We start from the raw sequence: 19,372 nt of genomic DNA, 5'->3' as shown, positions 1-19,372 counted from the left end.
CATTGGACAAATAATTAATTATGTGAAACAATAATAACAGATAAGGAGACATTAATTTTCCTTAAGTGCTTCGAATTAATTTTATTCAATAAGAGAAGGTGTGCTTAAAGAAGTTAAATTAAACAAGGAGCTGTTTTATTATATGCAACAAAATAATGATTTAAATTTTGAACCTCAAGACGTTAATATTGTCAATCCTAAACAAGCCAGGAAAGCAGTGGTTGCTACTGGTATAGGGAATGCAATGGAGTGGTTTGACTTCGGATTATACGCGTATTTAGCGGTAATTTTAAGTCAATTATTCTTCTCAGGTGTTAATAATAGCGGTTTGCAGCTTGTACTTACATTTGGTACATTTGCAGCGGCCTTTCTCGTTCGACCAATCGGAGGTGTATTCTTTGGTAGAATAGGAGATAAGTATGGCCGAAAAATCGTATTAAGTACTACTATTATTTTAATGGCACTTTCTACATTATTCATCGCATTACTACCAACCTATGAACAAATTGGTGTATGGGCACCAATACTACTTTTAGTTGCCCGAATGATTCAAGGCTTCTCTACAGGCGGCGAATATTCAGGAGCAATGGTTTATATCGCAGAATCTTCTCCAGATAAAAAGCGTGGTATACTCGGTAGTGGTCTTGAAATTGGAACACTCTCAGGTTACATTGCTGCTTCGGTAATTGTTACCATTTTAACGTTATTGTTAACAGATGAGCAAATGCTCAGCTGGGGCTGGCGTATTCCTTTCTTAATAGCTGCACCAATAGGCTTGGTCGGTTTATATTTACGCCGTCATTTAGATGAATCTCCCATCTTTGAAGAGATGGAAAAAGCACAAGAGGAATCTGAAGACAATGAACAATTTTCATTTATGGATATTATTAAATATCACAAAAAAGACTTCTTATTAAGCACAGTAATTGTCGCCTTCTTTAATATTACGAATTATATGATTCTTTCGTATATTCCTTCTTATTTAACTCAAGTACTTAAAGTCAAAGAAACAACTGGCTTATTAATTATTTCAATTACGATGGCACTTATGATTCCATTAGCACTTTATTTCGGTAAATTAAGTGATAAAATTGGTAATAAACGCGTCGTGCAAATTGGTTTACTTGGTTTAAGCGTATTTGCAATTCCAGCATTTTTACTAATAGGTAACGGACATATTGCAGCTATATTTGCAGGTATTTTCGTATTAGGTTTCTTCCTAAGTGTGTATGAAGGAACACTACCTTCGTTATTACCATCACTCTTTTTCACCGATGTACGTTATCGAGCACTCTCGATCTCCTTTAATATTTCTGTATCTATATTCGGTGGAACAACACCGCTCGTATGTTCATACTTAGTTCATGCAACCGGTAATCCGCTCGCACCAGCATTTTATTTAGCAGGTGTAAGTATAATTGGATTAGTCGTATTTAGTGTACTATTCGTTACAACATCAGGACGTGCGCTAAAAGGTTCATATCCTACAGTAGAATCGAAAAAAGAAGCACGCCAAATTGCTAAAGAGGATCCGGAAGAAACACTTTGGTGGCATGAAGAATCTTTAGAAATTGAAGCAGGAAAAAAAGCATAATTTGTGAAAAGCAACGTGGACTTTTACAAAAAGACTCCTAGTTTAATGAAGTGCACCCCAATTGTTAGACACATAATTAACAATTGGAGGTGCATTTTTTATGGCTAAATTTTCTTCAAAAGATAAAATACAAGCAGTAAAACGATATCTAGAAGGTACGGAAGGCGGAAAAACCATTGCTAATTCTATAGGGGTTTATCCTAGAGAACTTTATCAATGGATTAAACGGTTTGAATTTTCAGGGGAAAAGGCGTTTGAAAAACGCTATACAACTTACTCTCTCGAGTATAAACTAGATGTAATTCATTATATGAATGAAAATGGGACATCTCTGAGAGAAACAGCTGCTTTTTTTAATATTCCTTCTTGCGAAACACTCCGAAAATGGAAAGTAGCATATGAAACAGAAGGATTAGATGCCCTAAAATCAAAGAAAAAGGGGCGTCTAACCATGGCCAAAGAAAAAGCTAAGCTACAACATTTAAAACAAAACGAAGTATCTCTTGAAGGTTCTATAGAAGCGCTACAAGCAGAGAATGAACGTCTGCGTATGGAAAATGACTATTTAAAAAAGTTGAATGCCTTAGTTCAAAAGAAGAAAACATCACAGACCAAGACAAAGCGCAATTGATTTATGAATTAAGGCATAAATACAAGGTCGTTGACCTTGTGAAAGTCGCTAATATCGCTCGTAGTACGTACTATTACTGGATGAAACAAGCGAAACGTCCAGATAAATATAAGAAAGTTAAAGAATTAATTAAAGAGATCTTTAGTGAGAATTTTGGGAGGTATGGTTATCGTCGTATTACATTGGAATTACGTAATCGAGGCCATGCATTAAATCATAAAACCGTTCGACGTTTAATGAATATCCTGGGATTAAAATGTCTTGTTCGATTAAAAAAATATCGTTCATATAAAGGGACTGTCGGGAAATTCGCTCCTAATATTTTAAAACGTAATTTTCACGCATCAAAACCAAATGAAAAATGGGTAACAGATGTGACGGAGTTCCACTTACATGGTAAAAAACTATATCTATCACCCATTTTAGACTTATATAACGGAGAAATTATAGCTTACAATATAGAACATAGACCTGCCTATTCCCTTGTTTCTAAAATGTTGAATAAGGCGTTTCAACGTTTGAATGATAAGGAAACTCCTATTTTACACTCGGATCAAGGTTGGCATTATCAAATGCGACAATATCATCAGTCGCTTAAAAAACATAACGTTATCCAAAGTATGTCCCGTAAGGGAAATTGCTTAGATAATGCAGTCATGGAAAATTTCTTTGGCTTATTAAAGTCTGAATTACTTTATCTTAAAGAGTTTGAAAGTATGGAACAATTTAAGCAAGAACTAGAAACTTATATTCATTACTACAATCACAAAAGAATTAAAACAAAACTAAAAGGATTGTCCCCTGTGCAATACAGAGTTCAATCCTTAGTAGCTGCTTAATATATTTGTCTAATTTTTTGGGTTCAGTTCATTAATAGGAGTCTTTTTGTATACATCATTTTTTCTTTTTCTTCAAACTCTTCTCATACGCATAAAGCTTATGAACCTCTTCTTTAAATTCATTCAGAAGTACAACGTTTTCACCATTTGAATAACGTACTGCATTATACGCATCTATAATAATATGCCTCTGAATATGTATACCTTCATCATCATGAATTCTTTCTAACCATACTTCAACTGTTTCTCCTCGTTCCCGGTTTAAAGGAGGGGATAATTTACTTTCCAGCTTGAAAATTTCTTTTCGAATTTCATTATGTGGTGGTTTATTTCGCTTCATTCGTTTTTGGCTCATACCTTCTTTATCAGTAATGATTGTAGATTCGAAGAATGGTATATTTGGTAAACTTAAATGTTTTCGATGTTTTATTATTTTCCAAACGATATAAATGGCGATGGTGGTACAGACTATTATGGTTATGCTATTTATAAGAGTTGGATCAAAAGGAAGTGGCTCCAGATCATCTTTAATAGTAGGATCTTTTAGATTCCCTTTATTCGACCAAAAATCATCTGTTTCTTTTAATGCAGCTGCCGAAAACAACGGATTGATAGCGTATCCGAATCCTAACGCAACTACTTGAACGATATAAGAAAAAACAAGACGAATATAAGGGAATACCGGAATAAGTAAAGCACTAATTGTTCCAATGGCAATAATAGAAGTGAAACGTAATAGCTGTTGATTACGATTTGAACCTGTTTGCCAAAATGTAATCATAATGTGTAAAACTAATAATAACAATTTCCATAACGGTGGAAAAGGGGCATGAAATATAGCTGAAAATACAAACCATAAAATACCGCTTAACGACTTTTGCACCGGATACCCAGGTCCAATTGCATGTACGATAAAGAAGAAAAGCGGTAACATAATTGTGCCAAAAAGAGAAAAAGGTAGGATGAAAGAACAACCGACTATTTGAGCAACTAACAGTATTACAAATCCTGTTGTTTTTTTCTTCATTAATTTATTAATAAGAAGTACTCCTACATAACCGGTCGCTAAAAATATAGCAATACCAACTATTTCGTCTCTTTCCGTTAATAACGAAAGGAGAAGCAGCAGAATAAAGTCATTAACGTGATAGAGCCAAGTTTTCAACTGCTTCCACCATCCCTTCAATATTTATGAGAAATGTAGGTTGCGTTAGAAGAGGGAGCTCATTCTTCTGTATACCGATGTAAATCATCGTAGACGAGCGTTCTCTTTTTCTCGTTACATAGTGAAGAAATCCTTGTTTTGGAAGAAGTGTACTATCATCTGAAATACGTGCCAATTCCTCTAATGCCTTCCCATAATGCATTTGTCCTTCGTTTAATGGTAAGTGCAGAGGGCCACCTTCTGCTAATACACTAATAAACAATTCAAACGGAATTTGCTGCTTCGTTGCGTACTGGCAAATATATGTTGCATATGAAATAAGTTCTTCTACATTATCTCTCCAACCAAACCCGCGATTAGCAGCTAAAGATAGACAAATTGTCCAGCTATAATTTTTTACTGGTTCATATTGCTTTGCTTGTAATTCCTGCATTTTAGCAGATGCTTTCCAATGAATAGAGCGGAATGATTCACGTTCATATCGTTTCACACCGATAATAGATGTTTCATCATTGTAAAAAGAAAAATTTGTTCGATATGAACCATTTAATAGTTGCTGAAGTTCTTGCAAGCCTGCTACTTCTTTAGGAGAAGGATACACAATAATTTCGGTCTTTAATTTATCAAAAACAGGTAAATGTACATTCAATTGATGAAATGGATCTTTTAATACACATTCGAACTGTTCAATTTGAAACACACCACGCTTCGTCGCAGTTAATGTTAAATCCCATTTTTGCGCTGAATGTGCAGGTTGTGAAAATGGAAAGGAGAATAATGTCTTTGAAATTTGTTCAATTCCTTGATCTTTATGCGGTATAAGAGATGAATGTAAATGAAAATAACAAACCCCATTCACGAGTGGTATGCTTGCTCCATTTTTTAAATGAATAAAAAATTGTCCAGTTTCATCAGGAAATAGCCGAGTCGTCTGTTTCTCATTTATAACTTGAAACTTTTTCTCTATGAAAGCGACGTATTTATAAATGAAAATCGCAAATAAATAATAGAAGAAAAAGAGAAACATAAACATTCGTTGCGGGAAAAAGAATGTGAAAAGTAACGCGACTGGCACAGTTAATTGAATAATATGAAGCTGGAAAAATAAAGGTACAGTTACAACGCGTTGACCATTCATGCTTGTTCAATCTCCACAGGTACATCAACTTTTTTTAAAATCCTTTGCATAATTTCATTCTTTGTCGTGCGTAATGCACCTTCCATTGATAAGACGATACGGTGATTCCAAACAGAAGGAACTAAAAATTGAATATCTTCAGGCGTACAATATTCTCTGCCACGTAAAAAGGCTAATGCTTGAACTGCGCGCACTAAAGCTAAAGTGGCACGTGGGCTTACACCGTTAGCAATGTAATCGTGATTTCGAGTAGCTTGCGCAAGTTTAATTATGCAATGTTCTAACGGTTCTGATACGAAAATTTCTTTTACTTGTTTCTGCGCTTCTAAAATGTCTTCTAAAGAGATAACAGATGTAACACTTTCTAATGGTGTATCGTTACGAAAACGTCGCATCATTTGTAACTCATCTTCTGGGGCCGGATAACCAATTGCAATTGTCATTAAAAAGCGATCGAGCTGTGCATCAGGAAGAGGGAAAGTTCCTTGTGATTCAATTGGATTTTGCGTCGCAATAACAAAGAACGGTTTCGGAAGAGGAGTAGACTGTTTTTCAAGCGTTACTTGTCGTTCTTCCATTGATTCTAACAAACTAGACTGTGTTCTCGGCATTGCACGGTTAATTTCATCTGCTAGTAAAATGTTCGTCATAACTGGTCCAAGTCTTAATTCGAATTCACTCGTTTTCGGATTGAAATATTCAATACCTGTTACATCACTCGGAAGTACATCAGGGGTAAATTGAACACGAGAGAAATTACCACCAATACTTTTTGAAATTGTTTTCGCCAGCAACGTTTTCCCGGTACCAGGCACGTCTTCAAGCAGTACATGTCCATCAGCAAGTAGAGAAACGAGTAGTAGATCAATAACATTTTCTTTACCAACAAACACACACCCTATATTTTCTTTTAATGTATGAATCATATGTATCATTCCTTTCATTATAAAAGAGTTAATGTTTCTATATTTTAACAAATTATTCTGAAAATAGGTATGATTTTTCAATTTAAAGAAATGGATATTTAATTATTAAATTATACTTGTATATTTTGGAATATGATTATGCAATATCGTTATACGATGTATCGTTAATCGATATATCATAAGACGATGTATCGGAGGTAGGTATAATGAATGCAAAAGCACAAAAATATATTCCGTTAACAGAGGCGACGTATTACATACTTTTGTCATTAGTGAAACCAATGCACGGATATGGAATTATGCAAATGGTGGAAGAGATGACAAAAGGGGAAGTAAGGCTCGGTCCTGGTACTTTATATGGGAATACGACGAAGTTACTAAAAGAGAAGTTAATTGTTGAAGTGGCCTCTACAGATAGAAAGAAGTGCTATGAGTTAACGCCGTTTGGAAGAGAAGTTTTAGAGCTAGAGTATAACAGGTTACAGAGATCTGTAAGAAATGGAAACAGTATATTAGGGGAGTGAATGGAAGATGGGGACAAAGAAGATATTCAAACCTTTCGCGGTATGGAGTTTAGAAAAAGAAGAAGACTTTTTAAGAAAAATGCATCAAAAAGGTTGGGCTTTACAAAAGTATAATGTAATGTATACGTTTAAGAAAACTGAGCCGAAAGATGTAGTATATAAAGCGGATTTTAGATTGGATTATAAAGATTCAAAAGAAAAGCAACAAGAAAATATTGATATATATGAAATGTGTGGATGGAAACATGTAACGAGTTTTGCAAAATGGAATTATTTTTGTAAAGAAGTAGAAGAAGAAAATGAGTTGCCTGATATATATTCAGAAAAGGATACGAGGATACAAAAACTAAATGAGTTATTACTATTCTTTGTAATTGTGTTTGTAACGATAATGCCAACGTTTTACTTATGTTTTCTTGGACCATCAGAATCTAGAATTCCTTATATATTTAAAGGTATGGTAGGGTTTATAGGATGTATGTATTTATATATATTTATTAATATAACTTGGAAGATTAAACAGTTGAAAAAGGAAATATTGTAACAAAGAGTGGAATTATTAAAGAAGGGGGATATGGGAATTATCTTCTTTAATTCTTATATATTTTTTATTTTTGTTCGCTATTTTTTACACAATAAAAATATGTGTATTCAAGGTATAGAACGAACAATTGTAGATGGAGATATCCCGTAACAATACCTAAAAAATCATAAATAAGGAACTACTGATTAACAATATTTTATCCCGCATTAACGGGCAGTAAGACCCCCACCTCAAAATTCAGCGAAAGCAAAAAAGTTAGGTGGGGGATCAACTACCCGTAAAATCCCGATTGGTGAAGGCTAATAATCAGTGGGGGATGAACAAAACCTCCACTGATTAAAGTTTCACTTTATGAGAAAGACTGATTTTGAGCAGGTTTAATAAATTGTTCAGGGTTTTCAACAAGTCCGCATACAGCGCATTGGACTCGGTATGTAGGTCCTTGATAAGCCATATGAAAAGCATTCATCGTTTCATTAGTATACTCTTCTTCTACTTGACCAGTTTGAGGATTTAACTTTACTGGTTTTACTTGTTGCTCAAGAATGTTAAAGCGAGTACGATTTGTTTTACAGCTTGGACAAAGCATTGGTTCCATATGTATACACCTCCATTTGTAGCATTTCTTAAACAGTATAATTTTATGCAAGTAAAAAAACTTTCTCAATATAAATAGGTGTTTAAAGTATTTAAAATTCAGAAAAAATAAAATATAATAAAAGTACGAACTGGTTATGTCCAAACCAAATCTCCTGTTTTATGCCAATAAGCTGGGAGGCCGAGAAATCGGCCTCATTTTTTTATGTTCATTTGTAGGAAGAACAAGGTTTTTTTGTAGTTTTTGTCGAATTTTTAGGGATGAATACAAAAGGGGGATGTAACATGAATTTAAAAATGAAATACATCATTTTATATGTAGAAAAGTTTGAAGAATGTTTAAGATTCTATAAAGATACTTTACAGTTACCTATAAAAGCTGAGCATGGTACATATATTGAATTTAATACTGGATCTACAATATTAGCGATGAATACACGAGAAGACGTGAAAGAATTAACAGGACTACCGCTTACAGAAGGTGAATTACAATCTTCTCACTTCGAATTAGGATTCGTAGTTGAGAATGTACAAGAAACAATTGAGCAATTCAGAGAGCAAGGTATTAAAGTTTTAGTAGAACCAATTGTGAAACCATGGGGACAAACAATTGCCTACATTGCTGATCCAGATGGAAATTATATTGAAATTTGCAGTTCATTAGAATAGAGGGAGAAAAAGAGATGGAATTTCCGAAACTAGAAACAGAACGTTTACTTTTAAGAGAACTTACACTATTAGATGCAGAAATGATGTTCCAATATTTTTCGAAAGAATCTGTTATACGATATTTCGGAATGGATTCTTTCGAAAATATTGAGCAAGCGAAAACAACGATTCAAACGTTTAAAAATCGTTATGAAGAAGGCAATGTGTTTCGCTGGGGAATAGAGAAAAAAGGGACGGACCAATTAATCGGAACGTGCGGATTTCATTTAATTAACAATCATCATAAACGAGCTGAAATTGGTTATGAATTAGATGATATATATTGGGGAAAGGGATATGCATCCGAAGCATTACAAGCCATCTTAACTTACGGATTTGAAAAGCTGCAACTTATAAGAATCGCAGCTGTCGTATATGTAGAAAATAAGGCATCTCAAAAATTGCTAAAAAAAGCAGGGTTTCAAGAAGAGGGATTACTTCGAAAACATATGATTCAAAATGGAGTTGCTCATGATACCATTTTATTTTCTTTATTAAAAGAAGAGTGGAAGAAGCAATGAGTACGAGTGAAATTATAAGTATAATGAAGAAACATAAAGAAAACCGATTCATTATCGGAATAGATGGTTTAAGTCGTTCAGGAAAAACAACATTCGCAACAAAATTAAAAGAAAATATGAAACAAGAAGGCATTCCGTTTCATATTTTCCATATTGATGATCATATAGTGGAGCGTAATAAACGATATCAAACAGGATATGAAGAATGGTATGAGTACTATCATTTACAGTGGGATATTGCATACTTGCGGCAGAAATTTTTTCAAAAGTTACAACATGAAACGAAATTGAAATTGCCTTTCTATTATGATGATACAGATTCATGTGAAATGAAAAAAGTCCAGATCCCTATTGTAGGTGTAATTGTAATTGAAGGAGTTTTTCTACAGCGAAAAGAATGGAGAGATTTCTTTCATTATATGGTGTATTTGGACTGTCCAAGGGAAACAAGGTTTCAGCGTGAAAGCGAAGAGACACAAAAGAAACTTTCAAAGTTTCAAAACAGGTATTGGAAAGCAGAGGAGTATTATTTAGAAATGGAATTGCCGAAGGATAGGGCGGATTTAGTCATACAATGATTCGGAAATAGAAGGGTGAATACAATGAATATTTTGTGGGATTTTGATGGGACGTTATTTGATACGTATCCTGCATATACGAAGATGCTTTCTGAAATATTAGGTGATACAGTAGATGAACAAGAAATATACAAAAACTTGAAAATATCATATTCTCACGCAATTCATTATTATAATATTTCATGTGAGCAGGAAGAAAAGATTAAAATTTTGAAGAAGAAATTTACTCCAAAAGATATGAAGCCTTTTGCTGGTGTCGAAAAGGTTTTGAAATTTGCAGATAAAAATGTAATCATGACCCATAAACATAAAGCAGGGGTTATGGAAATTTTAAAATATTACGGATGGGATAAATACTTCGTCGATATGGTTACAATTGACGATGGTTTCCCTCGAAAACCGAATTCTTTAGCGTATGATCATTTACATAGGAAGTACAATATTGATTTAGCTATTGGAGATAGAGAGTTAGATTTATTACCTGCAAAGGAATTAGGTATTTCAACATGCATGTTTCAAGGGATTTGTGATGTAGCGGACTATTCTTTGGCACATTACTCGGAATTTTTTAAGGTAGTGGTTGATAGAGAGGTTTCTTTATAAATGGTTTGAAAATAACCTTTACTTTTCATACAAAAAGTAGAGGTTATTTTATATGTAGTAGGTTAATTATTTTAGGAAGCTTTTTCAAGAGCTTTATTAGTTTCTTTAAAAGGATTGGCTTTACAGGTTATACATGGTACACCTGCATATATATTAGTAGAAGAAAATTTACTTTCGTTAGTTTCAAATTAAAATAAGATTTTTAATAATGGAGAGGGGTTAAGATATGGACTTTTAAAAAATGTTTAAAAAATATCGAGACGACCATCAACATCCAATGAATAAATTTTTTCACTTTATTGGTATTCCTACAATTATCATTTCTATATTCATTTTATTCGTGAATTGGAAATTAGGGCTATCATTATTTATATTAGGATGGATTTTTCAATTTGTAGGTCATGCAATTGAAGGTAAGAAGCCGACTTTCTTATCAAACCCAGCATATTTGGTAGTAGGTCCAATATATTTTTTAAAAAAAGTATTAAAAAGAAATTAACTCAATAAAAGTGCTATAGGCGGTAAAATAAAACCAAATTATAGTTATTCGTGCTAGTATGAAATCATAGCTATACAGAAGGGGTGGGTTATGATGAAAACCGAAATAGTCCTCAAAAAGAAGTACAGTATAATAAGCTATATATCTTTACTTATTGGAATTTTGTGTTTTTTATTCGTTTTTATAACTCCAACGAGGATAGCGAATGCGGGTAATATAGTGGGAGATTATATTACTATTGCTCTTACAGGCGTAGGTATCATACTTTCAATAATTATAATGACGAAAAAAACAGAGAAGAAGGGGATAGGTATTCTTTCATTCATACTGTCCTCATCATTTTTTATATTTTGGATTATCACGATTATCTTATTGTTTACTGGTCAAATTAATTTCGCACCGTAATGTGCAATAAAAAGAGTCCTTCATGTGAGAAGGACTCTTTTTATTCGGTATCTTCAGGTTGATATTCTAAAATATCTCCTGGTTGACATTCTAATGCTTTACAAATTGCTTCTAAAGTTGAAAATCGAATCGCTTTTGCTTTTCCGTTTTTCAAAATAGAAAGGTTAGCCATTGTAATTCCAACCTTCTCCGAAAGCTCTGTTACACTCATTTTTCTTTTCGCTAACATTACATCAATATTAATTATTATTGCCATATTATTCACCTCAGACCGTTAAATCATTTTCTGATTTTATATTAATAGCATCTTTTAATAGTCTTTGGAGAACGGCAGCAAAGACAGCGATAACCAATGAAGCAAAAATCATAATCATTCCAATAATAATAATGCCCGGGGCGTCATCTCTCTCTGCCACGAGATAGAAAAGCGGCATGCCTAATACATATAATACACTAATTGTTAATGCACTGTTCTTAATATTTTTCAACGCTTTTACAGACAATTTTGAGAATGCGTTGTTTTTGTCAATATAGTTTAACAGCTTAAACGTTTGGTACAGTGCGAAATAGTAAGGTATTGCTGTTGCGTATAAGTTGATAAATACAAGATATTTAATATATGCAATATCAGGATATAATTCTGTAGCGAAATTCCCTATTTTAGGAACTAAAAAAATGCACATAGCAAGAACAGGAATTCCCATAAGAATAACAGCCGTCTTTAAAAAGAGTGTTGATCCTTGTTTCATAAAAAGCACCTCATTTAATTATTATCTATATAATTTAACATGTAATTTATTGTTTAACAATAAACTTTTATTTAATTTAATCGTGTTTTTATTGATAAACAAATTTTTATATGATGAAGAGAATAATGACACTTTAATAGTAGAGAATATAGGGCTGTGACATATAACATTATTTAATTAATGAACGAAAGTGACGGTAATTGTTGTTAGCTTTATGACAATAGGGAACTAATAAAAAAGAACATATATAAGTTTGTATAAACGTAATGGAAAATTGGATCTTGTATATAAAAGAATGTGAAGTTTATGGAGGAACAAAAATGATGAAATTGAGTAAAAAAGTGAAGGGGATATTATTAGTATCAACTGTAACATTAAGTGTATTAAGTACTGAAAGCATGATGAATTATCAGGCGGCCGAAGCTAAGGTGAAACAAGTAGAACATCAACCAAAAAATATAATTATGATGGTTATGGATGGAACGAGCTCTTCAGCAACAACGTTAGCTCGCTTGTATAAAGGGGCACCGCTTGCATTAGATGAAATCATAACGGGAGGTGTTCGCACATATTCAGCAGAATCCGCTATTACAGACTCAGCCCCAGCAGCTACAGCTTTAGCAACAGGGAATAAATCAAATTCAGGATATGTAGGTGTATTGCCATCTATTGTGAATTCACCTAGCTTAAAACCAATTAAAGAAGAGGAGAAGCTGCGGCCAGTTGCGAACGTTCTAGAAGGTGCAAAGCGCTCTGGTCGCGCAACTGGAATTGTTGCTACATCTGAAATTCAACATGCTACTCCTGCTGGGTTCTCTGCCCATCATGCTAACCGCAAGCATTTTGACATAATTGCGAAGCAGCAAGTGTATCAAAATATAGATGTCGTATTAGGCGGGGGAAAAGCAGCACTACAGCCTGTGAAAAGAAATGGAATCCGTAAAGATGGTGAAGATTTAGTTAAAGTGATTCAAGATAAAGGATACGACTTAGTTGAAACAAAAGATGCATTATTGAACTCTAAATCTGATAAAATTTGGGGCTCTTTCTCACATAATGCCCTTGCGTTCGATATGGATCGTGAAGTAACAAATCCAGAGCAACCAACACTTTCTCAAATGACGGAAAAAGCAATTCAAACATTATCAAAAGATAAAGATGGCTTCTTTTTATTTGTAGAAGGAAGTAAGCCAGATTGGGCAGCCCATGCGAATGATCCAATTGGGATTATTAGTGATGTATTGGCATTTGATAATGCGGTTGCAGAAGCATTAAAATTTGCGAAGAAAGACGGTAATACGATGCTCATTGCTGTAGCTGACCATGGCAACAGTGGTATCTCTATTGGCAATATGAATACGACAAAGGGATATAATACTACACCTGTATCTGCATACATTGCCCCATTGAAAAAGGCGAAAATGACACTTGAAGGGACTACAAATAAACTGAAATCTGATTTATCAAATGTAGAAGGTGTAGCTAAACTATACGGTTTGGACAATCTAACTCATGATGAAAAAGAAAAGTTAAAAGCGGCAAAAAAGAAAATGGATGTAGGTCGAATCCTTACTACGTTATTGGCTAATCGTGCAAATATTGGCTTTACGACAGGAGGACATACAGGTGAGGATGTATTCTTATACTCTTATGGACCACAAAAACCAGAAGGCTTAATCCAAAATATAGACATTGCGAAGACGATGGCGAAAGCAATGGGCTTTAACTTAGAAGAAGTAACAAATAAAATATTTTTAGAGAGTGAACAAGCCTTTAAGAGAATTGGTGCCACTGTATCAATCGACAAAACCGATGTAGCAAACCCAGTGCTCGTAGTAAATCATAATAAAGTGGAAGCTCAATTAAGTGTTAATAAAAATATAATTCGTATTAATGATAAAGAGTATGAATTAGAAAGTATTATTGTAGAGAGTAATGGGAAGTTCTATGTACCGGAAGAAGCAATTCAATTATTTGTAAAGCATTCTCGTTAAAAAATTGCCAACTAGTTAACCTTGCTAAGCTAACTGGTTGGCAATTTTTTGTGTTTTGTCCTGTAAATAGTGATGTTTGGATTCTGCCGCAAAGTTTTCCAGAAGAGACTTATAAAAACAAGAAAGGAAAAAAATGCTTCTCTTAAAATAAAGAAGTTCGTTTGTAGAATAGAGAATTGATACATATAGTAAAGTTTTAATAAGTAATGTATGATCACTCAATATTTACAGAAAATATATTAATACTTTAGAATTCCTTTAATTTTCATTATTATTTGTTTAAAATTATCCGTTATATTTATAATGTGTTTATTTCAATTTATCGTATTGCGACGCAGTTTCACACAATTATAAAGAAATCCAAAAAATAAAATCTTCACTAGAGTACATTTACTCTTTATTTATTGAAAAAAAATGATTATGCAACTAAGAAAAGTGCAATTTATTGAAATAGAGGTATATTAGAATTTATTTGAAGAAAAAGAGAATGCACCAATTAGTATTTCAATGCTGTGCAGGTGAATATGGAAACCAATTGTCGGGGTAATAACGGAAATGGCAGCATATGAAAGAGAGAGGGAATAAAATGAATATAGTGAAATTACGTCCTAAGCAGCGGTCTAAGTATCGCATTATAGTAGGGACATGGTATTACTCTACAAAGAGGTACATTCAGTGGTTAGTAGACGGAAAAACATATGCAAAAAGGTTCCAACAAGAAAAGCTGCCATGTACAGCAATTCAGCACCGAACAATACTACTTCGGAAGCTCAAGGATGTAGATATGTGGTATCAAAACAATAAGGTTGTTAATTTAAAAATTGCTATTAAAAAACTTAATGGTATCGTCATTAGACCGGGAGAAACATTTTCTTACTGGCGTTTAATAGGTAAGCCTACGAGGAAAAAAGGGTATGTAGAAGGTATGTTTTTACACTACGGATCTTTTCAAACAGGTATTGGAGGAGGCCTTTGTCAGCTTTCAAATTTAATATATTGGATGACTTTACATACACCGCTGACAGTAACGGAGCGATATCGTCATAGCTTTGATGTCTTTCCTGATTCCAGGCGAACGCAGCCGTTTGGAAGTGGAGCGACGTGCTTTTATAATTATTTGGATTTGCAAATTAAAAATGACACGGATCAACCATATCAACTTCACCTTTATATGACAGAGAAATATTTAGTTGGTGAATGGAGAACAATGTATCCGCAACTTTATCAATATGAAGTTTATGAAAAAGAACACGCCATTCAGCCTGCATACTGGGGTGGTTATATACGACATAATGTGATTCAACGCAGAGTATATAATCAACAGAAGCAGTTTATAGAAGATCAATATGTAACGGAGAATCACGCTATAATGATGTACGAACCATTTTTAGTTTGTAAAAATGAAAATAGTGAGTAATATGGTAAACGCATAGATTATATAGTATAGCATGTATGTAATTCTTATTTTTATCAAAAAAGTATAAATCCTAAATTTACTTGGTTTTCATTGGAATGAAAATAAGAAACACAGATGTGAAAAAGCACTGTGTTTTTTTTATGTATTTATTGGAAAAAAACTCGAATTCTCGGCACAAATGCTCCTTCTTTCTTATTATAGAAGCTATTTTGGACGTAAGAAATTTGTAAGAAATGAGTAAGAAAAAAGAGATTTTCATTGTATAAAATATTTATTATATCTACACATAACACCTGATACTAATAGTATGCTATAATATGAATTAGCAACATACAGGAAAGGAATTAGAAAAATGACCTTACAAAATACTAAAAATTTAAAAAAACAAGTTGCTCCTTTTGAAAAATCAACGATTAAAAAAAGTGTTTGGCAACTTATCAACACAATAGTTCCATTTATTATTTTATGGTACCTTGCTTATAAAAGTTTGTCAGTTTCTTATTGGTTAACATTAGTTCCATCTCTGTTAGCCGCTGGATTTATGACACGAATTTTCATTATTTTTCATGATTGCACCCATTATTCCTTTTTTAAAAGTCGACGTGCAAATAGAATAGTTGGAACATGTATGGGTGTTTTAACTTTATTCCCATTTGATCAATGGGGGCATGAGCATTCTATTCACCACGCTACGAGTGGTAATTTGGATAAGAGGGGTACAGGGGATATTTGGACGCTTACAGTTGATGAATATGTAGCTGCACCATTTAGACTTCGTTTAGCATATCGTTTATATCGCAATCCATTCGTTATGTTTGGATTAGGTCCGATTTATGTTTTCTTGCTTAAAAATAGATTTAACCGAAAAGGTGCAAGACAGAAAGAACGTATGAATACTTATTTGACGAATATATTAATCGTTGCTTTAATAGGGGTACTTTGCTGGGCAATCGGATGGCAATCGTTCCTTTTCGTACATGGTACTATATTCTTAATAGCAGGCTCAATAGGTATTTGGCTGTTTTACGTACAGCACACATTTGAGGATTCTTATTTTGAAGAGGATAAAGATTGGGAATATGTGAAAGCGGCAGTGGAAGGAAGTTCTTTTTATAAGCTTCCAAAAATTTTGCAATTCTTAACTGGTAATATTGGATTCCATCATGTTCACCATTTAAGCCCAAGAGTACCTAACTATAAACTAGAAGAGGCACATAATAATACGCTTCCGTTAAAAAATGTACCAACGATTACGCTTGCTACAAGCTTACAATCACTACGTTTCCGTCTTTGGGATGAGAAAAGTAACAATTTTGTTAGCTTTAAAGATGTCAAAAATATAATTAAAAATAATGTTTCTGTTCGAGTGAAATCTGAACTATAACTTCATCGCATATGAAAAACTCCCCTTAATCATTTTTGATTTAAGGGGAGTTTTTGTTTAAATAGTAGATGATTGATGAGGAGGGGATTTCAAATTGTAATTACGAAGGATTAGGAAATGTCGTTAAGGATAATTGATTCTCGTTTAAATGAAAATGATGAAGTGAAAATAGAGCCTGCTACAAATTTGCAACAGGAATCTATTATGGATAGCCGAAGACATCGGCTGAACGAAATTATCCGTTATCTTAATAGCGAATGATTACAATCGACTATTTCTCCCAAAGCTCGATGAGTCGTCCTTCAGGATCTTTAATCCAAATAAACTTTCCAAATTCACTAACCTCTTCTTTCTTTTCAAGAGGTATACCAATTTGTTCAAGATGGTGAATAGTCTCATGTAGATTATGTACTTGGAAATTTAACATCACTTGTTGTTCTGTTGGAAAATAATTGTCATCTTCATTGAAGAAAGAAAAGATAGTCTCAGTTCCTGATTCGGGTTTAATCACAGTCCCATTCCAATTTTCTATTTCAATCTTCAATACTTCGCTGTACCATTTTTTTATAACATCAATATTTTTAGTTCTCCAAAATATTCCTCCGAATCCTTTGATCATCTTATATAACTCCTGTCTATTTTAAAATTTTTAATGTGACGTAGTATAAATTTAATATATCAAAACAAAGTGGTAATAGTAAGGAAAAGCATCAACTTATGAACAATAAAAAAATAATAATTGCTAACAGCATTTCCTACATTAATTATACCGACATCATCTTTGAAACCAAAGTAAAGGAAAGGAGTGTAGCAATACTGACCCGTTTGAGGATAACACTTGAACGCAAAAACCTCCTGAACAATTCAAAACACGAAGTGCTATAAATAATCATTTCAATAGTATAGAAGAAATAGGGGAATTGTTCCTGAGAAAATGAATGAAGGAATGATAAAAGACCGCACATGAGGTGAAATCCATGCGCGGTCTTCTCTGTATCGTACAGTACTACAAAGGTTCGCTAATTTTACCTTCTTTATGAGTGCTACTGGTGATTTTTTTCTTAATCTTAAAGTGATAGTAAGTGTAGCAAAAGATGATAAATGGTACAGTACAGTAGATTCCTAGTCTTTGATCGGGGATAAAGATAAGACTTACTAATATAATGCCATACAATCCAAAACCAAGAATGGGTACAAGTGGATAAAGTGGAGTTTTGAATTTTAAGTCTTCTAATTTTCCACCTTCAGCTAAATAGCGTTTACGGAAAAAGAATTGAGAAACACAAATTGACATCCAAACAATGATTGTAATGACTCCAGAAATTGAAATAAGCCATAAATAAACCGTTTCAGCAGCTACCACGCTTGTCAAAAGAGAAAAAGCAGAAATAGCTATCGTCAAGATTAAAGCGTTTAGTGGTATTCCTCGTGATGATAATTTCTTTAAAAAGGCTGGCGCCATTTCATTTTTTGATAATGACCAAAGCATGCGAGTTGCGGCGTACAGTCCTGAGTTTGCGACAGAAAGAACAGCGGTAAGAATAACAAAGTTCATAATATCAGCTGCATACGGAATACCGATATTATCAAAAACAGCAACGAATGGGCTCTTTGTTAATCCTGCTCCTTCCCAAGGAATTAAAGCTACGAGAACAAAAATTGCTAAAACGAAGAAAAACATCGTGCGCCATATAATATTTCTAATAGAACGAGGCAAAGTCTTTGCTGGATCTTCACTTTCACCAGCTGCGATTCCGACAAGTTCTGTACCTTGGAAGGAATAATTGACTGTAACCATTGTTAATAGGATAGCGGCAAGTCCATTTGGGAATAAACCACCGTGATTTATGAAATTTGAAAATAGCGGGGCTGGTTCGTTTCCTTTTAAATCAATAAAACCGAACATAGCGGCGCCGCCAAGAATAATGAAAGCGATAATGGCAGATACTTTAATGCTTGAAAACCAAAACTCTGTTTCTGCATAACTACGAGCAGATAATGCGTTTATAGTGAATATGGTAACACCAAATATTAAACACCAAACCCAGACAGGAATATCAGGAAACCAGCGCTGCATCGTAATTCCGGCAGTTGTAAATTCAAGACCGGTCGTATTCGCCCAGCTTAACCAATACAACCATCCGATTGTAAACCCAGTTGCAGGATTAATGAACTTGGTGGCATATTCCTGGAAAGAACCTGAAACAGGCATGGCTACAGCAAGCTCACCAAGACATAGCATAACGAGATACATTAATAATCCACCGGCCATAAAGGCAAGTACGGATCCGCCAGGTCCAGCTTTACTTATAATAAAACCAGATCCGTTAAATAACCCCGTTCCAATCACACCACCGAGTGCAATCATGAATAAATGTCTACTTTTCATTGTGCGCTTTAATTCATTGTTTGTATTGTTTACTTGCGTCATTGTTTTCCTCACTTTCAAAATTGGTAGTATGAAAATTGATGTTTTTCCGTATTATGGAATGTATTCCGTGATGTGAAATATTGTTCTAATTTTCAGATAATTAAAAAGAAAAGTCAATATTTTTT

Annotated in this window: 22 protein-coding genes; 14 read left to right on the top strand and 8 right to left on the bottom strand. The window is 33.7% G+C overall.

Going from position 1 to position 19,372, the window contains the following annotated elements; translation table 11 throughout:
* Positions 1–142: 142 nt before the first annotated feature.
* Together BTOYO_RS01490 and BTOYO_RS25750 are read left to right on the top strand one after the other, a co-directional pair.
* On the top strand, positions 143–1,594 hold the full coding sequence (locus BTOYO_RS01490; protein ID WP_001186948.1) for an MFS transporter: 1,452 nt from the start codon (positions 143–145) through the stop codon (positions 1,592–1,594).
* A gap of 100 nt (positions 1,595–1,694) precedes the next feature.
* Positions 1,695–3,064, top strand: a protein-coding gene (locus BTOYO_RS25750; RefSeq protein ID WP_087945508.1) for an IS3-like element ISBth167 family transposase whose coding sequence is annotated in 2 segments (ribosomal slippage) — positions 1,695–2,160 and positions 2,160–3,064 — 1,371 coding nt in all. Because the reading frame shifts where the segments join, the coding sequence is not laid out codon by codon here.
* Between the two features lie 55 nt (positions 3,065–3,119).
* Here BTOYO_RS25750 and BTOYO_RS01475 read toward each other — a convergent pair.
* From BTOYO_RS01475 to BTOYO_RS01465, 3 genes are read right to left on the bottom strand one after another with little or no spacing between them, the layout of a single operon-like run.
* Positions 3,120–4,229, bottom strand: a complete 1,110-nt coding sequence (locus BTOYO_RS01475; RefSeq protein ID WP_000860515.1) for a DUF4018 domain-containing protein — start codon at positions 4,227–4,229, stop codon at positions 3,120–3,122.
* Positions 4,204–5,367 (bottom strand): DUF58 domain-containing protein, encoded by a 1,164-nt coding sequence (locus BTOYO_RS01470; protein ID WP_001014405.1) that lies wholly within the window; start codon positions 5,365–5,367, stop codon positions 4,204–4,206. Before BTOYO_RS01470 ends, BTOYO_RS01475 begins: the two co-directional genes overlap by 26 nt.
* Positions 5,364–6,293 carry an AAA family ATPase gene (locus tag BTOYO_RS01465; RefSeq protein WP_023440970.1) on the bottom strand — a complete coding sequence of 310 codons (930 nt, stop codon included), beginning with the start codon at positions 6,291–6,293 and terminating at the stop codon, positions 5,364–5,366. Before BTOYO_RS01465 ends, BTOYO_RS01470 begins: the two co-directional genes overlap by 4 nt.
* Before the next feature lie 206 nt (positions 6,294–6,499).
* Here BTOYO_RS01465 and BTOYO_RS01460 point away from each other — a divergent pair, with 206 nt between their 5' ends.
* The gene (locus tag BTOYO_RS01460; protein WP_000991888.1) at positions 6,500–6,817 is read left to right on the top strand and encodes a PadR family transcriptional regulator; all 318 of its coding nucleotides are present in this window, start codon (positions 6,500–6,502) and stop codon (positions 6,815–6,817) included.
* Positions 6,818–6,824: 7 nt separating this feature from the next.
* Positions 6,825–7,361 carry a DUF2812 domain-containing protein gene (locus BTOYO_RS01455; RefSeq protein WP_000536846.1) on the top strand — a complete coding sequence of 179 codons (537 nt, stop codon included), beginning with the start codon at positions 6,825–6,827 and terminating at the stop codon, positions 7,359–7,361.
* Between the two features lie 349 nt (positions 7,362–7,710).
* Here BTOYO_RS01455 and BTOYO_RS01450 read toward each other — a convergent pair whose 3' ends face one another.
* Positions 7,711–7,959 carry a hypothetical protein gene (locus tag BTOYO_RS01450; protein ID WP_000433610.1) on the bottom strand — a complete coding sequence of 83 codons (249 nt, stop codon included), beginning with the start codon at positions 7,957–7,959 and terminating at the stop codon, positions 7,711–7,713.
* A gap of 284 nt (positions 7,960–8,243) precedes the next feature.
* Between BTOYO_RS01450 and BTOYO_RS01445 the strand changes: the two genes are divergently transcribed.
* The 6 genes from BTOYO_RS01445 to BTOYO_RS01420 all read left to right on the top strand — a co-directional run bounded on the left by BTOYO_RS01445 (position 8,244) and on the right by BTOYO_RS01420 (position 11,272).
* Entirely contained in the window at positions 8,244–8,627 is a 384-nt protein-coding gene (locus tag BTOYO_RS01445; protein WP_001049858.1) for a VOC family protein, read from the top strand.
* Between the two features lie 14 nt (positions 8,628–8,641).
* A complete protein-coding gene (locus tag BTOYO_RS01440; RefSeq protein ID WP_000395622.1) occupies positions 8,642–9,187 on the top strand; it encodes a GNAT family N-acetyltransferase in 546 nt (181 codons plus the stop codon).
* The gene (locus BTOYO_RS01435) at positions 9,184–9,765 is read left to right on the top strand and encodes a kinase (RefSeq protein ID WP_000107735.1); all 582 of its coding nucleotides are present in this window, start codon (positions 9,184–9,186) and stop codon (positions 9,763–9,765) included. The genes BTOYO_RS01440 and BTOYO_RS01435 overlap by 4 nt, the downstream gene beginning before the upstream one ends.
* Before the next feature lie 24 nt (positions 9,766–9,789).
* A complete protein-coding gene (locus tag BTOYO_RS01430; RefSeq protein WP_001024225.1) occupies positions 9,790–10,368 on the top strand; it encodes an HAD-IA family hydrolase in 579 nt (192 codons plus the stop codon).
* A 241-nt stretch (positions 10,369–10,609) separates the two neighbouring features.
* Positions 10,610–10,867 (top strand): Mpo1-like protein, encoded by a 258-nt coding sequence (locus BTOYO_RS01425; protein ID WP_000475332.1) that lies wholly within the window; start codon positions 10,610–10,612, stop codon positions 10,865–10,867.
* A 93-nt stretch (positions 10,868–10,960) separates the two neighbouring features.
* Positions 10,961–11,272 carry a hypothetical protein gene (locus BTOYO_RS01420; RefSeq protein WP_000845545.1) on the top strand — a complete coding sequence of 104 codons (312 nt, stop codon included), beginning with the start codon at positions 10,961–10,963 and terminating at the stop codon, positions 11,270–11,272.
* A 40-nt stretch (positions 11,273–11,312) separates the two neighbouring features.
* Here BTOYO_RS01420 and BTOYO_RS01415 read toward each other — a convergent pair whose 3' ends face one another.
* Complete coding sequence (locus BTOYO_RS01415; protein WP_000974611.1) at positions 11,313–11,528, bottom strand: helix-turn-helix domain-containing protein; 216 nt, start codon at positions 11,526–11,528, stop codon at positions 11,313–11,315.
* A 10-nt stretch (positions 11,529–11,538) separates the two neighbouring features.
* Positions 11,539–12,021, bottom strand: a complete 483-nt coding sequence (locus BTOYO_RS01410; protein WP_000809103.1) for a DUF2975 domain-containing protein — start codon at positions 12,019–12,021, stop codon at positions 11,539–11,541.
* 320 nt (positions 12,022–12,341) lie between these two features.
* Between BTOYO_RS01410 and BTOYO_RS01405 the strand changes: the two genes are divergently transcribed.
* From BTOYO_RS01405 to BTOYO_RS27630, 4 genes are all read left to right on the top strand, one after another.
* Positions 12,342–14,015: an alkaline phosphatase gene (locus BTOYO_RS01405; RefSeq protein WP_000977075.1), complete on the top strand. Its 1,674-nt coding sequence runs from the start codon at positions 12,342–12,344 to the stop codon at positions 14,013–14,015.
* A 586-nt stretch (positions 14,016–14,601) separates the two neighbouring features.
* Positions 14,602–15,432: a VanW family protein gene (locus tag BTOYO_RS01400; protein WP_041488045.1), complete on the top strand. Its 831-nt coding sequence runs from the start codon at positions 14,602–14,604 to the stop codon at positions 15,430–15,432.
* 352 nt (positions 15,433–15,784) lie between these two features.
* On the top strand, positions 15,785–16,816 hold the full coding sequence (gene desA / locus BTOYO_RS01395) for a Delta(5) desaturase DesA (RefSeq protein ID WP_000174972.1): 1,032 nt from the start codon (positions 15,785–15,787) through the stop codon (positions 16,814–16,816).
* A gap of 117 nt (positions 16,817–16,933) precedes the next feature.
* The gene (locus BTOYO_RS27630) at positions 16,934–17,077 is read left to right on the top strand and encodes a hypothetical protein (RefSeq protein WP_000058621.1); all 144 of its coding nucleotides are present in this window, start codon (positions 16,934–16,936) and stop codon (positions 17,075–17,077) included.
* A 10-nt stretch (positions 17,078–17,087) separates the two neighbouring features.
* Here the strand turns inward: BTOYO_RS27630 and BTOYO_RS01390 are convergent, their stop codons facing one another.
* Positions 17,088–17,435 carry a VOC family protein gene (locus BTOYO_RS01390; protein WP_000589583.1) on the bottom strand — a complete coding sequence of 116 codons (348 nt, stop codon included), beginning with the start codon at positions 17,433–17,435 and terminating at the stop codon, positions 17,088–17,090.
* Between the two features lie 387 nt (positions 17,436–17,822).
* Positions 17,823–19,247, bottom strand: a complete 1,425-nt coding sequence (locus BTOYO_RS01385) for an amino acid permease (protein WP_000195519.1) — start codon at positions 19,245–19,247, stop codon at positions 17,823–17,825.
* Positions 19,248–19,372 lie beyond the last annotated feature (125 nt).

It is taken from the genome of Bacillus toyonensis BCT-7112 (genome assembly GCF_000496285.1).
Taxonomy (GTDB): Bacteria; Bacillota; Bacilli; order Bacillales; family Bacillaceae_G; genus Bacillus_A; species Bacillus_A toyonensis.
Note: the sequence above shows the minus strand (reverse complement) of the source record. Positions and strands in the feature narration are given on the sequence as shown.

Coding starts and splice junctions, on each gene's coding strand:
- BTOYO_RS01490 (WP_001186948.1), top strand. CDS start 143: ATGCAACAAAATAATGATTTAAATTTTGAACCTCAAGACGTTAATATT.
- BTOYO_RS01470 (WP_001014405.1), bottom strand. CDS start 5,367: ATGAATGGTCAACGCGTTGTAACTGTACCTTTATTTTTCCAGCTTCAT.
- BTOYO_RS01465 (WP_023440970.1), bottom strand. CDS start 6,293: ATGATTCATACATTAAAAGAAAATATAGGGTGTGTGTTTGTTGGTAAA.
- BTOYO_RS01460 (WP_000991888.1), top strand. CDS start 6,500: ATGAATGCAAAAGCACAAAAATATATTCCGTTAACAGAGGCGACGTAT.
- BTOYO_RS01455 (WP_000536846.1), top strand. CDS start 6,825: ATGGGGACAAAGAAGATATTCAAACCTTTCGCGGTATGGAGTTTAGAA.
- BTOYO_RS01450 (WP_000433610.1), bottom strand. CDS start 7,959: ATGGAACCAATGCTTTGTCCAAGCTGTAAAACAAATCGTACTCGCTTT.
- BTOYO_RS01445 (WP_001049858.1), top strand. CDS start 8,244: ATGAATTTAAAAATGAAATACATCATTTTATATGTAGAAAAGTTTGAA.
- BTOYO_RS01440 (WP_000395622.1), top strand. CDS start 8,642: ATGGAATTTCCGAAACTAGAAACAGAACGTTTACTTTTAAGAGAACTT.
- BTOYO_RS01435 (WP_000107735.1), top strand. CDS start 9,184: ATGAGTACGAGTGAAATTATAAGTATAATGAAGAAACATAAAGAAAAC.
- BTOYO_RS01430 (WP_001024225.1), top strand. CDS start 9,790: ATGAATATTTTGTGGGATTTTGATGGGACGTTATTTGATACGTATCCT.
- BTOYO_RS01425 (WP_000475332.1), top strand. CDS start 10,610: ATGTTTAAAAAATATCGAGACGACCATCAACATCCAATGAATAAATTT.
- BTOYO_RS01420 (WP_000845545.1), top strand. CDS start 10,961: ATGAAAACCGAAATAGTCCTCAAAAAGAAGTACAGTATAATAAGCTAT.
- BTOYO_RS01415 (WP_000974611.1), bottom strand. CDS start 11,528: ATGGCAATAATAATTAATATTGATGTAATGTTAGCGAAAAGAAAAATG.
- BTOYO_RS01410 (WP_000809103.1), bottom strand. CDS start 12,021: ATGAAACAAGGATCAACACTCTTTTTAAAGACGGCTGTTATTCTTATG.
- BTOYO_RS01405 (WP_000977075.1), top strand. CDS start 12,342: ATGATGAAATTGAGTAAAAAAGTGAAGGGGATATTATTAGTATCAACT.
- BTOYO_RS01400 (WP_041488045.1), top strand. CDS start 14,602: ATGAATATAGTGAAATTACGTCCTAAGCAGCGGTCTAAGTATCGCATT.
- desA (WP_000174972.1), top strand. CDS start 15,785: ATGACCTTACAAAATACTAAAAATTTAAAAAAACAAGTTGCTCCTTTT.
- BTOYO_RS27630 (WP_000058621.1), top strand. CDS start 16,934: ATGTCGTTAAGGATAATTGATTCTCGTTTAAATGAAAATGATGAAGTG.
- BTOYO_RS01390 (WP_000589583.1), bottom strand. CDS start 17,435: ATGATCAAAGGATTCGGAGGAATATTTTGGAGAACTAAAAATATTGAT.
- BTOYO_RS01385 (WP_000195519.1), bottom strand. CDS start 19,247: ATGACGCAAGTAAACAATACAAACAATGAATTAAAGCGCACAATGAAA.